Source organism: Bradyrhizobium sp. ISRA464, assembly GCF_029910095.1.
Classification (GTDB): domain Bacteria; phylum Pseudomonadota; class Alphaproteobacteria; order Rhizobiales; family Xanthobacteraceae; genus Bradyrhizobium.
The window spans coordinates 5,753,439-5,770,580 of sequence record NZ_CP094526.1 but is presented as its reverse complement, the minus strand read 5'-3'; the positions used below and the strand labels follow the sequence as shown (position 1 = coordinate 5,770,580).

Below are 17,142 nucleotides of genomic sequence, written 5' to 3'. Positions count from 1 at the left end.
CGCGGATGACCTCAGGCGTTCCTGCCGAACAGCATTGGCAGTTGACGCGGACCGCGGACCGTGCCTTCCGACCAGGTGACCCTGCCGGCCGGGTCGAGGCGGAAATCCGGAATCCGCTTCAGCCACTCCTCGATCGCCACCGTCATCTCCATCCGCGCCAGGTTGGACCCGACGCAGCGGTGGATGCCGAGGCCGAAGGCCGCATGGCGGTTCTCCTTGCGATCGATCACCACCTTATCGGCGTCGGGGAACATGGCGGGGTCGCGGTTGGCGGCCGGGAACGACAGCAGCACCATGTTGCCCGCTTTCACCGAGCAACCGCTGATCGTGGTCTCCTTCATCACCTCGCGCGCCATCGTCACTGGCGAATAGGCGCGCAGGAATTCCTCGATCGCGGTAGGGATCAAGCTGGGTTCCGCAATCAGGCGTTCGCGATCGGACGGCGTCCGGGCCAGGTGCCAGAGCGAGGAGCCAATCGCGCTCCACGTGGTGTCGATGCCCGCGATCAGGAGCAGCCGCAGCGAGCCGAGCACATGATCGTCGGAAAGCGGTTGACCGCCCGGTCCCTTCGCCTGCATCAGCGCCGAGATCAGGTCGTCGCCCGGCTGCTGCTTGCGCTGCTCGAGATGGGTCATGAAGTAGCCGGTCATCTCGCGCACGGCCGTCATCAGCTCGTTGTCGTCCTTGATGCCGAGCTCGAGGATCTGGTGAATCCACTTGATGAAGAGGTCGCCATCCTTTTCGGGAATGCCGAGCATGTGGGCGATCGCGCGCACCGGGATGTGCTTGGTGTAGCGCGCCGCGGCGTCGCACTGGCCGTCATTGACGAACTCGTCGATCAGCTCGTTGCAGATCGCGCGCACCCGCGGCTCCAGCTTCTTCATCGCATCGGGCGTGAACGGCGGCAGCAGCAACTGCTTGGCCGGCTTGTGCTCCGGCGGGTCGGAGGTGATCGGCGGCGCCTTGGCCGTGATGTCGGGGCGGACGTCGCGCACGATCACGCGGCGGGAGGAAAAGTGCTCGGTGTCGTAGGCGATCTCCTTCACCGCCTGATAGGTGGTCGGCATGTAGCAGCCGAGGAAACGCTCGGTGTGCACGACGGGCGAAGCCGCGCGCAGTTCCTCCCAGATCGGGAACGGGTTCTCGGTCCAGGTCGGATCAGTATGGTCGAAATCGTTGACCCAGTCGGTGACTGGGGGATGCTCGGGCAGATAGCTTGCGGACGGGGAATCGGACATCGGCTCGTTTCCTTCTCGTTCGTTCAAACGCTGGTCGGCTTTATGGAATGCTGCGTGCCTCTCGGCCGCGGCTACTCCTCGGTGACCTCGATCGCGATTTCCGGACAGTTGGTCTGCGCGAGCCACGCCTTGTCCTCGAGCCCGGCCGGGACGGATCCGTCGCCGACTTCATGGGCGTTACCGTATTCGTCGAGCTCGAACAGTTCAGGGGCGAGTGATTTGCAGCGGGCGTGACCCTGGCACTTGTCCTGGTCGATGCGGATCTTCAGCCTGGACATGCCAGTGCTCTCCCTCAGCTCTCGCGCGCAATGGTCCGCGCTGGGTTCCTCATTTTCATTTTGCAAGTCTATCTTGCTTGGGCGGATCAGCTTCTTAAACAGTCCGCCAAGTTATATCGTATTACATTATTGTCCCGCTTCCGCGTCAAGCGAAAATTCAGCCGTTGGACAGTCCGGCAAAAGCTGAGAAAACGTCACCAAAGACTGCGAAAATTTCCAAGCGTGCCGACCGGGCTTTTGAAGAGAGCTAACGGTCACGAGACACCTCCCTCAACAACGAAGCAAGCGACCCTCCGTTCGAGGCGTCTGACCGCATCCAGCGCGATCGGAGAGACCGGTTTGCCCTTGTTACCTTCCCGGGCATTTTTCTCGATGTCAGCCAGTTCGAAGAAGCCCCGCCGTGCATGGGCAAAGCAAAATGCCGGCGTAATCGGCCGCACCTTCTTCTGCGGGTCGAACAGCGGTTCGAAGCCGCTGTAGCAATCGGCTTGCAGGATACCACCGAAGGCGGCCAGATGCTTCTGGGGATGCTCGCCTCGTCGGTCGCTCGAGGCGTAATAGACCGCCGCCGGCGGCGCAGGCCCGGCGAAGGGCCGGTCATCCCGCACATAAGTCCAGATCCGCCCGGTCGTGCACTTGCCCTTTGCCAGGATACGGATGGTGGTGTCATCGCCATGAAGGCGCTCGGCAGAGAGCACATGGCGCTCGATCAGGTGGAAGAGCGGCATGACGGCGAAGGTCCCGTGACCAACCTGATCGGCCAGCGTCGACAGCGGCAAGTCGATCCCCTCGCTTTTGAAGCGCGCGCTCTGGCGGTTGAGCGGGATATGCATGCCGAACTTGTCGAACAGGATCGTCGCAAGCAACTGCGGGCCGATGAAGCCGCGCGGCGTGGCATGGAACGGCGCCGGCGGCTGGGTGATCTTCTCGCAATCGCGGCAGGTGAACTTCTCGCGCACCGTCTCGATCACCTTGAAGCGACGCGGGATCTCCTCCAGCGTCTTGGTCACGTCCTCGCCGATCTTCGCCAGCCGAGATCCGCCGCAACAGGCGCAGCTCGTTGGAGCCTCAATGACGACGCGCTCGTGTTCGATGTCATCCGGCCATGGCTTGCGCACCGGCCGCTTGCGCGTGAAGGCGCGCACGGTCTGCGTCTTCGCCGCCGCGGCCTGCGCGGCAAGCTCATCCTCGCTCGCCGTGGTGACGAGTTCTTCGAGCTCCAATTCCAGCTGCTCGAGCAGCCGCGCCGTGCGCTCGGAGCGCGGTCCGTACAGTTCGCGTTTGAGCTTCTCGATCCGCAGCTCCAGATGCGCGATCAGCGCCTCGTTGTCTGACAGCTCCGCCCGCGCACTGGCCGCCACCGCCTCGGCGTGTAGCCGCGCTTCACGCTCGGCCTGCAGCGCCGCCAGGGCACTCTCAAGGTCCGATGGAAGATCGTCCGGCTTCGATATCATGAAGCCATTGAATCAGATCAAGCCGCAGATTCAAACCGTAAAACGACTATCCGACCCGCGTCGGACGTTGAGTTTCTTGAGGATGCCTCCAGTCGATGCCGGACAGCAAGTAAGACAACTGCGCCGGCGAGATCGATACCGCGCCATCTACCGCCGAAGGCCAAATAAATCGCCCCCGCTCCAAACGTTTCGTAAATAGGCAGGCTCCCTGGGAGTCGTGCCAAATCACCTTCAGCAGGTCACCTCTGCGACCGCGGAAGCAGAATAAGTGGCCGCCCAGCGCGTCCTGACCAAGCACTTCCTGAACCTGCAGCGCCAAGGAGGGGAAGCCTCTGCGCATATCCGTGTAGCCCGTCGCCAGCCACACCCGCACGCCCGTCGGGATCGGGATCATCGGCGCTCCAGTCCGCGAGCAATTCGAACCACCACCTCGACGTCCACGCCGGGACCGAAGACCACGCGCAGCCCTTTCGCGCTTACGATTTCAATCTGACCTGCCTCAACAGCTTCCGTCGTTGGGGGCGGGCTCGGCACAACTATCGCAGGGACAAATGTCGGGCCGATCGAACCCTCTCCAGCCCCATGATTGGAGGCCAAAGTCTTGCGCCAATTCAGCAGAAGCTGGCGTGAGATCCCGTACCGGCGAGCGGTCGCCGAAACCAGTCGTGGCCCCGCGAAGCTCTCTTCTACGATCCGGAGCTTCTCCCCACTCGTCCACCGGCGCCGCCGACCGGTCTCCACCACCTCTATGCGGCTCAGCACCGCACTGTCCTTATGCACATCCATAAGGACAGTCAGCTACGCTCCCAACCTTTTCACAAGGCGGCCTTGCTCGGATACGTACGGTCTATGCGCTACATGCTCCGGAGGTTGAGTGCATCGGCAAGGGTAAAGCCCGCGCGCCCTACGAGTTCGGCTGCAAGGTCAGCATCGCCACCCCCGTGACGTCTCCGAAGGGCGGCCAGTTCGTGCTCCATGCCAAGGCCCTGCATGGCAATCCCTTCGATGGGCACACGCTCGGTCCCGTAATCGCCGACATGGAGAAGCTCATCGGCGTCGAGGCTCGCCGTATCCACGTCGACAAAGGATATCGCGGTCACAACCACCCGCATCGGTTCAGGGTCTGGATCTCGGGTCAGGTCCGCCGCGTCACAGCTTCCATCCGTCGCGAGATGAAGCGTTGCGCGGCTGTCGAGCCCGTCATCGGCCACGTCAAGGCCGAGCACCGCATGGACCGAAATTATCTCAAGGGACGCCTCGGCGACCGCATCAACGCTGTTCTCGCCGCTGCCGGCTATAACTTCGGGCTCGCAGAGCTCTTGCGTGTCATCATCCGAGCCTTCTTCGAGACCGTCCCGGCTCGAAACATCGCTTGAGGCGGGCGCCGCGCCAGTTCTTCACGAACGACTCCCAACTGGGGTGCTACTTTGCATGGGGTTGTTTTCGATATTTTAGTTGGATCAGACGGGCAAGGTTATCAAAAGCATCATGTTGCATTGAACCGGCGTAGCGGGTAAGCAATTGAGATGAAATGGAAATTCTCCGTCGCTCCGATGATGGATTGGAGCGAAAGCTTAAATTCTTCAGATGTTTAGAGGGCTGCGTGTGCATGACGTGTGCACCGAGAAATCAAGAAAAATCTCATCCCATCCAGTATGAGCTGCGTCCTCGCGTGGCCTCGGGATCGACGCTGCGACGGACCGGACGGTGTGGTTGGTTGCGGAAATGCTCAAGGCCGGTATCAGCGGGGTAAGGCTGAAGGGCGGCATGAAGGTATTGCCCGCTGCTGACGAAGACCAGCAATCCGCGAGATCGTCAGTCTATCGAATTCTCTTGTAGCGCTTGATCGAGCGCCTCGACCAGTAGATCGCCGTGCTCCATGCCGAATGTCAGGGGCGGACGAATCTTCAGCACATTGGCGCCGGGACCGGCCGCGCTGATCAGAATATGCCGTCTGCGCATTGCATTGACCAGTTTCGTCGTCTCACCCGCGGCGGCCGAGTCGCCGCGGCGGAGCTCGACACCGATGAAGAGACCAGCACCCCGAACCTCCGCCACGAGCTCATGCCTCGCGCGCAGCGCGGTGAGCCGCTCGCGCAAATAAGTGCCGGTGCGCCTGGCGTTCTCGACCAGGCTTTGCCGCTCGATTACGTCGAGCACGGCCATGCCGGCGGCGGCGGACACGGGATTGCCGCCAAAGGTGTTGAAATAGCGTGAGCGCGCGCCGAATTCCTTCAGCAACTCCGGTCGCGCCGCCATCGCCGCGATCGGATGGCCGTTGCCCATCGGCTTGCCCATCGTGACCATGTCGGGGACCACGCCGTGGCGGGCAAAGCCCCACATGCCCTCGCCACAGCGACCAAAGCCTGGCTGCACCTCGTCGGTGATGAACAACGCGCCGGCCGCACGCGCGGCATCCACCGCCGGCCGCAGGAAGCCCGGCGGATCGGCGAATACGCCGTCGCTGGAGAAGATCGTGTCGACCAGCAGCGCGGCCGGGCGAATGCCGCTGCGTGCCATATCCTCGAATGCTGCACGGACGTGGCTTGCAAAGGTCTCGCCCGTGTCATCGTCGGCGGACTGCGGCGCAGGCACCAGCCGGACATGGGGAGCGGTCGGCTCGGGCAGGCCGAGCGACGGCGACAACTCGGCGAGCGCGCCGGTGACGCCGTGATAGGCGGTCCGGGTGACGACGACGCCGGTCCCGCCGGTGCAGGTGCGGGCGACGCGGAGCGCCAGATCGTTGGCCTCGCTGCCGGTGCAGGTGAACATCACCTGGCCGAGCTCGGCCGGAAAGGTCGCGAGCAGCCGCTCGGCGTAATCGAGGATGGTCTCGTGCAGATAGCGGGTGTGGGTGTTGAGCACCGCGGCCTGCCGCGCGATGGCCTCGATGACATGCGAGTGGCAGTGGCCGACGCAGGCGACGTTGTTGTAGGCGTCGAGATAGCGGTTGCCTGCGGCGTCGTACAGCCAGACACCTTCGCCACGCACCACATGCAGCGGCTGCTCGTAGAACAACCGGTAGGCGGGCCCGAGCAGACGGTTTCGGCGTGCGATCAGCTCCTGGGTCGAGGCTTCGGCCGGCATTGTATCACTCCCCCTGGCAGGCACGCTCGATCTGCTGCGTAGCCTGTGTTCGCGTCAGCGTCGCGATCCGGGCGAGCCGGGCCGACGCCTGTCTGTTGTTGCGCAGAATATACGCGCTGTTCTCCCGATAGCGAGCGGCCCTGATGTTGCTGATCACGATCGTCATGACCATGCGGGTCGCGATCAGGTCGAACAGGATGCCGCGCTCGCGCGGTTCGAGCGGCGAGACCGCGTGATAGGCCGCAACCAGATCGAGCGCCGGCGCCAGCGGATCCTCGCTGTCGGTCACCTGATAGGCAGCCGCGATCGCGAGGTCGTTGATGCGGGCGGTCGCAGTCAGGTCGCCGAAATCGATGATCCCGCAGACGCGGGCCTGCGAGGCCGCGTCGACGACGATGTTGTGCGGATTGAGATCGTTATGCAGCGCTTGCTTTGGAAGCTGCGCCAGCACAGGCATGGCGTCGGCCTCGAAATGGTTGAGGACACGCTCGACGAGATGGCGCTGGGCAGACGGTACCGCGTCGAGCAGCGGCCGCAACTCGGCGGCATGCTGGATGTCCCAGAGCAATTTGTGGCCCGCGCCGGGATGAACGAAGTCGCGCAGCGCAAGCGCAAGCCGCGCTGCGCATTGGCCGACGTGGCGGCGCAGCGTCGCCGATGGTGGCGCCTGATGCATCGGCGTTCCGGCAAGGAATGACAACAGCCGTACGACCCGCATCGAGCCGTCGTCGAAGCCGATTTCGAGCTCGACCGCGCCGTCCTGTGCGGGAATGACGCGTGGGATCGGCAGCAGCGGATCACGGTCCGCGATGTGGCGCAGCGCTTCGGTCTGCAGATTGGTGACGGCACGGTCTTCGGCGGGATTGGCGATCTTGAGGACGTATTCGCCTCCGTCCTGCGTGCGCAGCCGGAAATTCTGGTCCCGCTCGCTATCGAGCCGGCGGATCTCGGCCGCCAGGCCGTAATAGTCCCTGGCCAGCGTCTGCGCCCGCGCCTCCACAATCGGCCCGGCGGCGCGCAGCCCGTCGAGCGGGTGCACGGCATCGGCGGACAAACGCGAGTTCTGCATCTGACGCTCCTCCGTGTCGCAATCAATAACCGCGTGCGCGGTCGATCGCATGCGGGGGGCGCCGTCCGGCGCGGATCGCGTCCGCGGTCGTGGCAAGCGTGGTCGCGACGGCGCTGATACTGACGTCGCTGGCGTCATGCGGCGTGATGGCGATCTGGGGATGATGCCAGAACGGATGCGCCTTGGGCAACGGTTCGGTCGCGAAGACGTCGAGCGCCGCGCCGGACAGGTGACCGCTGTCGAGCGCCGTGAGCAGATCGGCCTCCACCAGATGTTCGCCGCGGCCGACCTGGATCAGGTAACCGCCGCGGCGCATCCTGCCGAACAGATTACCGTTGAGGATGTTGCGCGTCTCCGCCGTCAGCGGCAGCAGGTTGACCAGCACTTCGGTCTCGTCGAGCATCGCGGCAAGACCGGCCGGCCCGTGGAAACTGCGGCTCGCCGATGAAATGACCTTGGCGGTCCGGCTCCAGGACATCACGGGAAAGCCGAGATGGGCGAGGTCGACGGCGACGCGCCGGCCGATCTCGCCATTGCCGAGGATGCCGACCGGAACATCCTGCGGGCGCCGCTGGGCGCGGCGTTGCCAGATCCGGTCACGCTGCTGGGCGCTGAAGGCGGCAAGGCCGCGCTGATGCCCGATTGCATGCCAGGCGATGAAGCCCGACATCATCTGCGCCTGTCCGGGATCGACCACGCGCACCACGTCGACGCCGGGCGGCAGGCTCGGGCAGGCCATGATGTTGTCGACGCCGGCGGCGATCGAGCACACCGCCTGCAGGTCGGGATAGCGTTCGAACGCGTCGTCGGGCGGGTGCCAGGCCAAAGCGAGACGGACATCCGCGGCACCGCCGGCATGATCGACTACCTCGACGCGTGGCGCAATGCGTGCCAGCTCCGCGCCGAAATAGTCGCGAAGATCGAGGCTGCTGCTGATCAAGACGCAACGCATGGCTCAGGCCGCACGCGATGAGGAAATCTGGCCGGGCACCGCGGCGAGGAGCTCGCGCGTGTAGGTATGTTCGGGCGCCGTGAACAGCGCGGCGGTCGGCTTCAGCTCGACGATCGCGCCGCGCTGCATCACCGCGATCCGGTCGCAGATTTGCGCCGCCACCCGCAGATCGTGGGTGATGAACAGCATCGACAGGCCGAGCCGCGCCTTGAGGTCTTCCAGCAGGTTCAGCACCTGTGCCTGTACCGAGACATCGAGCGCAGAGACCGCTTCGTCCGCCACGATGATTTCCGGCTCGAGCGCGAGCGCGCGCGCAATCCCGATGCGTTGGCGCTGGCCGCCGGAGAATTCGTGCGGATAGCGTTCCATCGCACTGGCATTCAGACCGACAAGGCCGAGCAGTTCGGCGGCGCGCTTATGTGCGACCGCAGGATCAGTGCCGTGCGCTATCGACCCGTCGGCGATGATGTTGCCGACCTTGCGGCGCGGGTTGAGCGACGCGAATGGATCCTGGAAGATCATCTGGATACGGCTGCGCTCCTTGCGCAGCGCCTTGCCGGCGATACGGGTGAAATCGGTGTCGCCAAGGCGCACCGTGCCCTGATCGGGCTCGATCAGCCGCATGACGAGCCGGGCGACGGACGATTTGCCCGAGCCGGATTCTCCGACCAGGCCGACAGTCTCGCCTTGCAGAATGTCGAAATTGACCTGCTTCGCAGCCTGGACGCGGCGTTCCGGCTGGAACCAGCCGCCGCCGCTGACATAGGTCTTGTCGAGGCCAACCACTTCGACGGCTCTGGCGCGATCCGCAAGCGGCGCGCGCACCGGCGGCTGCATCGAGGGCACGGCCGCGAGCAGCGCCCTAGTGTAGGGATGTTGTGGCCGCCGCAACACGTCGTCAGCCGCGCCCTGTTCGACCACCTTGCCGTGCTGGAGCACGACGACGCGGTCGGCGATGTCGGAGACGACACCGAAATCGTGGGTGATGAACATGACCGCCATGTTGCGGCGGCGCTGCAGGTCGCGGATCAGCTCGAGGATCTGCGCCTGTGTCGTGACGTCGAGCGCGGTGGTCGGCTCGTCCGCCACCAGGATCGCGGGCTCCAGCGCCAGGGCCATCGCGATCATCGCACGCTGGCGCTGGCCGCCGGACAGCTGATGCGGGTAGGCACGCACCGAACGCTCGGGCTCGGGCAGGCCGACCTCGCGCAGCAGCTGCAACGCCTTCTGCTTGCGTTGTCGGGGCGTCAGCAGATTGTGCGCCTCGAACATCTCGGCGATCTGGTCGCCGATCCGCATCAGCGGATTGAGCGCAGTCATCGGCTCCTGAAACACCATCGCGATATGGCGGCCGCGCAGCGCAAGCCAGCCGGCGTCGTCGAGGGTGAGCAGGTTCTGGCCGTCATAGGCGATCTCGCCAGCCTCGCGGATGATGGTGTCCGGCAACAGCCCCATCAGCGCGTGCGCGCACATCGACTTGCCGGAGCCGGACTCGCCGACCACGCAGAGAATCTTGCCAGGCACAAGATCGAAGGAGACGTCGTCGACGGCGTAGGGACGGTCGGAGCCCGGCGGCAGTGCGAGCTTCAGATTCCTGATCGAAACGATTGTCGCGGCCGACATGCGTCAACGCCCTTCCTTGTTGAGGCGCGGATTAAGCGCGTCGTTGAGCCCTTCGCCGATCAGGTTCAGCGCCAGCACCGAGAGCAGGATAGCGATGCCTGGGAATAGCGTGATCCACCAGGCCTGGCGGATCACGGTACGGCCGGCGCCGACCATGTAGCCCCAGGACATCAAATTGGGATCGCCGAGGCCGAGAAACGAGAGCGAGGATTCCAGCAGGATCGCGGTTGCGACCATCAGCGAGGCCAGCACGATCACCGGCGACAGCGCATTGGGCAGGATCTCGCGCCAGATGATCCAGCCGTTCGACTGTCCGGTGACGATTGCGGCCTGGACGTATTCGCGGGTCCGCAGCGACAGCACCTCGCCGCGGACCAGGCGGGCGACCGGCGGCCAGCTCACGATCGCGATCGCCAGCACGATCGAGACGATCGAGGGCTGCAGGATCGCGACCAGCACGATTGCGAGTGCGAAGCTCGGCACGGTCTGGAAGAATTCGGTGAAGCGCATCAGCGCGTCGCCGATCTTGCCGCCGAAATAGCCCGCGAGGGCGCCGACGGGAATCCCGACCGCGAGCGCGGCCATGGTCGAGACGAGGCCGACCAGCAGCGAGACGCGGGCGCCATAGATGATGCCGGCGAGCACGTCGCGGCCGAGCGCATCGGTGCCGAGCGGCAGGCCGGGCACCGTAAACGGCGGCAGGAACGGCCGCTGCACCATGCGCCAGGGCGAGGTGGGAAACAGCAGGGGTGCGAAAATCGCGATCGCAATCGCCAGCAGCAGGATCACGAGGCCGATCACGCCACCGGGGTTGCGCAGCATCGTGCGCCAGAACTTGCTCATGAGGCGAACTCGATGCGGGGATCGACCGCGCGGTAGATCAGGTCGGTGATCAGGTTGAAGGCGAGTACCATCGCCGAGCACACCACGAAAACACCGAGCAGCAGATTGTAGTCACGCTGCAACAGCGCCTCGTACATCAGGCGGCCGATGCCGGGCCAGGCGAATACGGTTTCCGTCAGCACGGCGCCGCCGACCAGCGTGCCAGCCTGCAAGCCCGCCAGCGTCACCACCGGCAGCAGCGCGTTGCGTAGCACGTGGCGCCGCTGGATCACGGCATCGCGCAGGCCCTTGGCGCGCGCGGTCTTGACGAAGTCGTGCCGCTTCACCTCGAGCATCGAGGCGCGGGTCATGCGGGCATAGGTGGCCATGAAGAACAGGCCCATCGTTGTTGCCGGCAAAATCAGATGGGCGCCGACGTCGAGCACATGGGCGAAGCCGGTGTAATTGGCGCCGACGGTCTCGTAACCGAAGCTCGGTAGCCAATCCATCGAGACCGAAAAGAGCAGGATGGCCATCAGCGCCACCCAGAACAGCGGTGTGGCGTAGAAGATCAGCGCCAGTATCGTGATCGCGGTGTCGGCCCAGGTGCCGGCAAAGCGTGCGGCCAGCGTGCCGAACAGAACGCCGAGCAGCAACGAAATGGCGAAGGCTGTGACGGTCAGCAGCAGCGTCGCGGGCAGCCGCTCGGCGATCAACTTTGCCACCGGCATCTGCTGGCGGAACGAGAAGCCGAGATCGAGCGTCACGATACCCTTGACGTAGCGGTAGAGCTGGACCGGCAGCGGCTGGTCGAGCCCGAACTTCTCGCGCAATTGCGCGACGAAGATCTTGTCGCTGGCGCCGGCCTCGCCCGCCATCACCATCGCCGGGTCGCCCGGCGCCATGCGGATCAGCATGAAGTTGAAGACCACGATCGCGAGCAGGACGACAACGGCCTTGGCAAGTCTCTGGGCAATGAATGCGAGCATCGGTGGGGTCGGTTGCGTTCGAGGAAACGGCGGAAACCGGGGCGCTGGATGGCGCCGCGGTGGGAAGCGTCGTTACTTGTCGAGCCAGGCGTCGCGGAAGCCGTCGTTGACGCCGATCGCTGTCGTGACGAGGTTCTTGACGTTGCAACGGGTGATGGTCGGGAACTGCAGTTCGAGCTGCCAGGCCACCGGCACGTCGTCGGTCAGGATCTTCTGCGCCTTGAGGTAGATCTCCTCGCGCTTGGAGTCGGGGAAGGCGGTGGCGCCGTCGGCGAACAGCTGATCGATCTCGGGGTTCGAATAGCCTTCGACGTTGTTGAACGGCGAGCCCTTGGAAATCTGGCTCGATATGTAGTTGCGGCCGACGCCGAGCGCGGGATCGCCATACTGGTAGAGATAGGTGAAGGCGATGTCGTAGTCCCAGTCGGACACCTTCTGGTTCCAGCCGGGCACGTCGGTTGCGATCATCTCGACATTGATGCCGACGTCCTGCAGATTCTGCTTCACGGCTTCGGCCCAGCGCTGCCAGGTTTCGCCATAGGGCAGCGGCAGCAGGCGGACCTTCTCGCCATTGTAGCCGGCTTCCTTCAACAGCGCCTTGGCCTTGGCCGGGTCGTAGTCGTAGGTGGTCACCTTGTCGGTGTAGTACTTGATCGTGGAGGCCGACGGGCCGGTTGCGACCTTCGCGAGACCGTTCCAGATCACGTCCTTGGCGAAGTTGCGGTCGATCGCATACATCAGCGCCTGGCGGAATTTCTTGTTCGCGGTCGGGCCGGAACGGTTGTTGAGCCACAGCCAGGAGTGCGGGCTGAAGAACTCCCAGCCGGCGCCGGTGACGCAGACATTCTTCAGCTTGGTGAGGCGCGGCACATCGAAGTTTTCGACCGAACCGCCGGGCAGCACGTCGATCTTGCCGGTCTCGAATGCCACCGCGCGTGCGGCGGCGTCGGGGATCACATGCCAGTAGATCTCGTCGAGATGAGGCAAGCCCTTGATGTAGTAGTTCGGATTCTTGACCAGGCGGATGAACGAGCCCTTCTGCCATTCCTTGAACATGAAGGGGCCGGTGCCGATCGGCGTGTTGTTCGCGGGATTGGTCTTGTAGTCGGTGCCTTCGTAGATGTGCTTGGGGATAATCGGCAGCGAGCCGACCTCGAAGATGCCGAGGAACGGGCCGAATGGCTGCTTCAGCGTGAACACGACCGTGTAATCATCCGGCGTCTCGACCTTGTCGAGCTGGGCGAGGTTGCCGCGGGCGCGCGGATGGGTCTGCTTGAGGAAATCGATCGAGAAGGCGACGTCGGCCGAGGTGAACGGCTTGTTGTCGTGCCAGGTGACGCCCTTGCGCAGCTTGAACGTATAGACTTTGCCGTCTTCGCTGACGCTCCAGCTTTCGGCGAGACCGGGCAGCGGCTCGAGCTTCGGCGAGTAGCGGAGCAGGCCTTCATAGATGTTGCCGGCGACCATCTGGGTCGGTCCGTTCTGCACCAGGCCGACCATCAGGCCCGGCGGCTCCGGCTGGATCACCGCGTTGATCACGCCGCCGGATTTCGGTTCCTCGGCGAATGCCGCGGTGCTCAGGGCACTCGCCACCAAAAGACTCAGCAACACTCGTTTCAACATGTCCAATCTCTCTTGCTGGAATGTCCCGGCGGCAGCTCCGGGCTATGGCTGGCAACTAGTTCACGAAGTCCGGATCGGTGCGCGCGAGCATGCGCTTGAAGGCGTCCCATTCGCCGTCGGGCACGCCGTTGGTCTCGATGGCGTCGTAGAAGGTCGCGTATTGACCGGCGGTCTTGCGCGCGACCGCATCGGACAGCGGCGCGATCTCGGCGCCGGCGGCCTGGATCGCGAGCTGCGCGCGGCAGGACCGTTCCAGATTGTGCATCAGCTTGAAGGCCTCGGCGACCGAACGGCCGCAGGTCAGCATGCCGTGATTGCGCAGCACCATCACGAACTTGTCGCCGAGGTCGGCGACCAGACGCTGCCGTTCGTCGAGATCGAGCGCGATGCCTTCATAGTCGTGATAGGCGAGACAGCCGGTGAACTGCATCGACCATTGATTGAGCGGCAACAGTCCCTGCCTCTGGCAGGACACCGCGACGCCGGCGACGGTGTGGGTGTGCAGCACGCAGGCGACATCCGGGCGCGCCGCATGGACCGCGCTGTGGATGGTGAAGCCGGCCGGATTGATGCCGAGCCCGAGCGGATCGTCGATAACGACACCATCGAGATCGACGGTGACAAGGTTGGAGGCCGTCACCTCCTCGAAGCGCATGCCGTAGGGATTGATCAGGAAGCGGTCATGGCTGCCGGGCAGCCGCACCGAGATGTGGGTGTAGATGCTGTCATCGAGACCGAGCCGGTGAATCAACCGGTAGGCTGCGGCGAGGTCGATGCGGAATTGCTGGTTTTGGTCCTTTACGGCGTCGGGCCGCACATGCGTCGTCATCGTTGCTGCTAGTCCCTGTCCGCGGGCCGTTCTTGTTGCGTTGCAATGCCCGCGTCACTAAACTGTCGACAATCTAAGAATTGATCAAGCCTAAACTGTCGACAGTCGGCGATTAAATGATGTACAAGGGTCAAAACGGACCCTTTTGATGCGCACGATTTCCCCTCCGGTCGGCTTGCCGGCCCTCAACGAGACAGACCTGGTTGGCCAGGTCGCCCGTCGCCTGACCCAAGCCATCGTTCAGGGACAGTTGCCGCCGGGATCGAAGGTCGTCGAAGCTGGAATCGCGCGCGAACTGGGGGTGAGCCGGGCTCCGGTGCGGGAGGCGGCGCGGCTGCTCGAGCAGCAAGGTCTGCTCGTCGCCAATCCACGCCGCGGTTTCTTTGTCCGGCAGTTTGCCGCCGATGATATCGACGAGATCTACGATCTGCGTCTCTGCGTCGAACGGCACGCCGCGGTGCTCGCGGCACGCAACCTGACGCCGGAGACGCGCGACATGCTGCGCCGGCAGATCGAGGTGCTGCACGAGACGGCGGATCTCGACGATCCGGCGCGGCAGGTCGAGGAGGATTACCGCTTTCATCGCCTGATCTGCGAGATCGCCGGCAACCGGCGGATGCTGCGGCTGTTCGACGACCTCGCCTCGGAGCTGCGCATGGTGATCGGCCTGATCGGCCGCCTCTACGACGATCCGCACGAGATCGCGCGCACGCATGAGCCGGTGCTCGCCGCGATCGAGGCGGGCCATCCCGAACGCATCGTCGCGCATGTCGACTATCACATCGGTCATGCCTGGCGCGAAGTCGGACGGCTGGTGCGTGAGATTCCGCCGTGGCCAGTGGCGGCGAAATAGACGCGCGTGATCTTGCTCAGGCGCGATGTCGCGCGATCCATCTCACTCATTCATCGAACAGGAGTATCCCGTGAAGGCCGTCTATAGTGAACTGCATCGCAGCCATGATCCGCAATTCTTTCTGGTGCGCGGCGTGGTTCAGCGCACCACCGAGCAACCCGAGCGTGCGGATCGCCTGCTGGCAGGGCTGAAGGCCGACAGGCACACGCTGGTCGAGCCAACTGCGTTCGGGCAGGGACCGCGCGCGCGCGTGCACAGTCCGGAATATCTGAGCTTTCTCGCCGAGGCCTGGGAGGCGTGGTCCGCGCTTGGCGATGCCGGGCCGGAAATGATCGCGAACATCCACCCGGTGCGCAACGCCGCCACCTATCCGACCCATATTGTCGGCAAGCTCGGCTGGCACACGGTCGACACCGCGGCACCGATCGGCCCCGGTACCTGGGCCGGCGCCTGCGCCTCGAGCGATGTCGCGGTTACCGCCGCGCAGATGGTGCTCGACGGCGAGGACGCCGTCTACGCGTTGTGCCGTCCGCCGGGCCACCATGCCTATCGCGATATGGCCGGCGGCTTCTGCTTCCTCAACAACAGCGCGATCGCGGCCGAGCATCTGCGCCAGAAGCACGAGCGCGTCGCGATCCTCGACGTCGACGTGCATCACGGCAACGGCACACAGGGCATCTTCTACGAACGGCCGGATGTCTTTACGGTGTCGATCCACGCCGATCCGTCGTTCTTCTATCCGTTCGTCTGGGGCTATGCGCATGAGCGCGGCGCCGGACCCGGCCTCGGTGCCAACCTGAACATTCCCCTGGCCAAAGGCACCGGCAACGACGACTACATGAAGGCGCTCGCGGTTGCGGAGAAGGCGATCCGTTCCTTCGCGCCGACCGCGCTCGTGGTCGCTCTCGGCCTCGATGCCTCCGAAAAGGATCCGCTTGCGGGCCTCGCCGTCACCACCGACGGCTTCCGCCGCATCGGCGAGGAGCTGGCCCGGTTCGGGCTGCCGACGGTGCTGGTGCAGGAGGGCGGCTATCTTTCCGACATCCTCGGCGCCAATCTGACGGCGGTGCTCGGTGGATTCGAAGCCGCGCGCTAATGCCTTTGCGTTACGGACGCGTCGCGCCATTCATATCGCGGGATGTTCGGTATCGTGCTTTTCATCCCATCGTTGGCCCCACATATTCCGCGCCGGTCCGAGTACTGGTGGTCGGCCAGCGTGTCGTGATTGAATCAATCCTATCAACTGGATGTTGCGCCTCGAGGGACAAGGCTTGCTGCTGGACGGCGAGAGATAGTGGACAAAGGGCGAGTTTCGGTGCGCTGCCAGGACGCCGAATTCCAAGCTAGCTGTCCTTCGACAAAGAAACAGGGCTTCCGCAATAGCGGGTGTCGCGATGTGGCGGATCCGAGACTTGACGCCCCGATAGGCCGTCAGAGTATCAATGCTCCCGATCTGTGCGGCGGCTTTTTCCTGAAGCTTATTCTAATTTCTGTAGTTTGGCTGGAACTGGCTCAAACTAGCCCATGATGGATTGGAGCGATAGTTCAGCAGTTTCAGTCGGTTAGAAGGCAGCGTGTGCACGACGTGTGCACCGGGAGATCAAAGAAAATCTCACCAGCGATAGCGTGAGCATGCTCTTCGAGTGCGGCCAAACCGCTTTAATTGGTGGCTGTGAACGACGATAAGAGCCCCCAAGGGGCGACTCGGGCGCTGACGAGCGAACCTCGGTCTGGAAAGTTCGCACTCCTCGCTCCGCCTTTGCTCAACTCCAAAGTGCGATCGAGACAGTTGAGGCGACTTGTTCGCCGGCAAGGGAGCTGAACCGCTTCAATGGCGACCGGTTGCACAATAACTCCAGTAATTCCTCGACGTGTGTGGGCCGAGTAATCACGAAAGCGCTCAGGGTCCGTGGAAGTGCGGCTTGCGCTTTTCGATAAGCGCTCTGATTGCCTCCTTGCGCGTCGGGCTACGAAGAGTCAGGAATTCGTAGGCCATGGAGGCATCGAGAATCGAGTGCGACAATTGCCCCTACATTCGCGCACACTTTGCTCCAACGGATCGCATCTCTCGGCCCGTTTGCAAGTCGTTGTGCCATCTCGAGTACAATGCGATCGAGATCGGCTCGCGGAACCACGTGGTTGACCAGACCCATGCGTTCCGCCGCGCGCGCATTCATGAGAAATTCGTTGGCGCGAGCGTATCCAAATAGCTGGGGCCAGATGATGGTACCACCATCACCCGCCACCACGCCGGCCCTGACGTGCGTATCTCCGATAGGCGCGTCGTCCGCCATGTAGATGATGTCGCAGAACAGGGCGACGTGG

General features: G+C 64.0%; 14 protein-coding genes and 2 pseudogenes. 3 read left to right on the top strand and 13 right to left on the bottom strand.

Translation table 11 applies throughout. From position 1 onward, the window contains the following. Positions 1-11: 11 nt before the first annotated feature. The 5 genes and pseudogenes from MTX19_RS26925 to MTX19_RS26905 all read right to left on the bottom strand — a co-directional run bounded on the left by MTX19_RS26925 (position 12) and on the right by MTX19_RS26905 (position 3,756). The gene (locus MTX19_RS26925; RefSeq protein WP_280980096.1) at positions 12-1,238 is read right to left on the bottom strand and encodes a cytochrome P450; all 1,227 of its coding nucleotides are present in this window, start codon (positions 1,236-1,238) and stop codon (positions 12-14) included. A 71-nt stretch (positions 1,239-1,309) separates the two neighbouring features. Further along, positions 1,310-1,516, bottom strand: coding sequence for a ferredoxin (locus MTX19_RS26920; protein ID WP_280980094.1), 207 nt, complete (start codon positions 1,514-1,516; stop codon positions 1,310-1,312). 296 nt (positions 1,517-1,812) lie between these two features. Continuing rightward, positions 1,813-2,970, bottom strand: a pseudogene (locus MTX19_RS26915) (IS66 family transposase); the annotation flags it as partial. Positions 2,971-3,016: 46 nt separating this feature from the next. Further along, a complete protein-coding gene (gene tnpB, locus MTX19_RS26910; protein WP_280985550.1) occupies positions 3,017-3,364 on the bottom strand; it encodes an IS66 family insertion sequence element accessory protein TnpB in 348 nt (115 codons plus the stop codon). Further along, positions 3,361-3,756: a transposase gene (locus MTX19_RS26905; protein ID WP_280980093.1), complete on the bottom strand. Its 396-nt coding sequence runs from the start codon at positions 3,754-3,756 to the stop codon at positions 3,361-3,363. Before MTX19_RS26905 ends, tnpB begins: the two co-directional genes overlap by 4 nt. Before the next feature lie 59 nt (positions 3,757-3,815). Between MTX19_RS26905 and MTX19_RS26900 the strand changes: the two are divergent. After that, positions 3,816-4,346 (top strand): annotated as a pseudogene (locus MTX19_RS26900) (IS5/IS1182 family transposase); the annotation flags it as partial. A 439-nt stretch (positions 4,347-4,785) separates the two neighbouring features. On the opposite strand, the gene MTX19_RS26895 reads toward MTX19_RS26900, so the two are convergent. From MTX19_RS26895 to MTX19_RS26860, 8 genes are all read right to left on the bottom strand, one after another. Next, positions 4,786-6,057: an aspartate aminotransferase family protein gene (locus MTX19_RS26895; protein ID WP_280980092.1), complete on the bottom strand. Its 1,272-nt coding sequence runs from the start codon at positions 6,055-6,057 to the stop codon at positions 4,786-4,788. 4 nt (positions 6,058-6,061) lie between these two features. After that, entirely contained in the window at positions 6,062-7,126 is a 1,065-nt protein-coding gene (locus MTX19_RS26890) for a phosphotransferase (RefSeq protein WP_280980091.1), read from the bottom strand. Between the two features lie 22 nt (positions 7,127-7,148). After that, a complete protein-coding gene (locus MTX19_RS26885; RefSeq protein ID WP_280980089.1) occupies positions 7,149-8,066 on the bottom strand; it encodes a glyoxylate/hydroxypyruvate reductase A in 918 nt (305 codons plus the stop codon). 15 nt (positions 8,067-8,081) lie between these two features. Continuing rightward, positions 8,082-9,701 carry an ABC transporter ATP-binding protein gene (locus MTX19_RS26880; RefSeq protein ID WP_280980087.1) on the bottom strand — a complete coding sequence of 540 codons (1,620 nt, stop codon included), beginning with the start codon at positions 9,699-9,701 and terminating at the stop codon, positions 8,082-8,084. 3 nt (positions 9,702-9,704) lie between these two features. Then, positions 9,705-10,544 (bottom strand): ABC transporter permease, encoded by an 840-nt coding sequence (locus MTX19_RS26875; RefSeq protein ID WP_280980086.1) that lies wholly within the window; start codon positions 10,542-10,544, stop codon positions 9,705-9,707. Continuing rightward, a complete protein-coding gene (locus tag MTX19_RS26870; protein WP_280980085.1) occupies positions 10,541-11,512 on the bottom strand; it encodes an ABC transporter permease in 972 nt (323 codons plus the stop codon). The genes MTX19_RS26875 and MTX19_RS26870 overlap by 4 nt, the downstream gene beginning before the upstream one ends. A gap of 72 nt (positions 11,513-11,584) precedes the next feature. Continuing rightward, the gene (locus MTX19_RS26865) at positions 11,585-13,135 is read right to left on the bottom strand and encodes an ABC transporter substrate-binding protein (protein ID WP_280980084.1); all 1,551 of its coding nucleotides are present in this window, start codon (positions 13,133-13,135) and stop codon (positions 11,585-11,587) included. Between the two features lie 55 nt (positions 13,136-13,190). Continuing rightward, complete coding sequence (locus tag MTX19_RS26860; protein ID WP_280980083.1) at positions 13,191-13,964, bottom strand: class II aldolase/adducin family protein; 774 nt, start codon at positions 13,962-13,964, stop codon at positions 13,191-13,193. A gap of 148 nt (positions 13,965-14,112) precedes the next feature. On the opposite strand from MTX19_RS26860, the gene MTX19_RS26855 reads away from it, so the two are divergent. Continuing rightward, positions 14,113-14,817 (top strand): GntR family transcriptional regulator, encoded by a 705-nt coding sequence (locus tag MTX19_RS26855; RefSeq protein ID WP_280980082.1) that lies wholly within the window; start codon positions 14,113-14,115, stop codon positions 14,815-14,817. 70 nt (positions 14,818-14,887) lie between these two features. Continuing rightward, a complete protein-coding gene (locus MTX19_RS26850) occupies positions 14,888-15,913 on the top strand; it encodes a histone deacetylase family protein (protein WP_280980081.1) in 1,026 nt (341 codons plus the stop codon). The last annotated feature ends 1,229 nt before the right edge of the window (positions 15,914-17,142 follow it).

Excerpts from the sequence above, each read along its gene's own strand:
- tnpB (WP_280985550.1), bottom strand. The coding sequence starts at position 3,364 with ATGATCCCGATCCCGACGGGCGTGCGGGTGTGGCTGGCGACGGGCTAC.
- MTX19_RS26870 (WP_280980085.1), bottom strand. The coding sequence starts at position 11,512 with ATGCTCGCATTCATTGCCCAGAGACTTGCCAAGGCCGTTGTCGTCCTG.
- MTX19_RS26875 (WP_280980086.1), bottom strand. The coding sequence starts at position 10,544 with ATGAGCAAGTTCTGGCGCACGATGCTGCGCAACCCCGGTGGCGTGATC.
- MTX19_RS26855 (WP_280980082.1), top strand. The coding sequence starts at position 14,113 with ATGCGCACGATTTCCCCTCCGGTCGGCTTGCCGGCCCTCAACGAGACA.
- MTX19_RS26890 (WP_280980091.1), bottom strand. The coding sequence starts at position 7,126 with ATGCAGAACTCGCGTTTGTCCGCCGATGCCGTGCACCCGCTCGACGGG.
- MTX19_RS26865 (WP_280980084.1), bottom strand. The coding sequence starts at position 13,135 with ATGTTGAAACGAGTGTTGCTGAGTCTTTTGGTGGCGAGTGCCCTGAGC.
- MTX19_RS26920 (WP_280980094.1), bottom strand. The coding sequence starts at position 1,516 with ATGTCCAGGCTGAAGATCCGCATCGACCAGGACAAGTGCCAGGGTCAC.
- MTX19_RS26880 (WP_280980087.1), bottom strand. The coding sequence starts at position 9,701 with ATGTCGGCCGCGACAATCGTTTCGATCAGGAATCTGAAGCTCGCACTG.
- MTX19_RS26925 (WP_280980096.1), bottom strand. The coding sequence starts at position 1,238 with ATGTCCGATTCCCCGTCCGCAAGCTATCTGCCCGAGCATCCCCCAGTC.
- MTX19_RS26860 (WP_280980083.1), bottom strand. The coding sequence starts at position 13,964 with ATGACGACGCATGTGCGGCCCGACGCCGTAAAGGACCAAAACCAGCAA.
- MTX19_RS26905 (WP_280980093.1), bottom strand. The coding sequence starts at position 3,756 with ATGGATGTGCATAAGGACAGTGCGGTGCTGAGCCGCATAGAGGTGGTG.
- MTX19_RS26895 (WP_280980092.1), bottom strand. The coding sequence starts at position 6,057 with ATGCCGGCCGAAGCCTCGACCCAGGAGCTGATCGCACGCCGAAACCGT.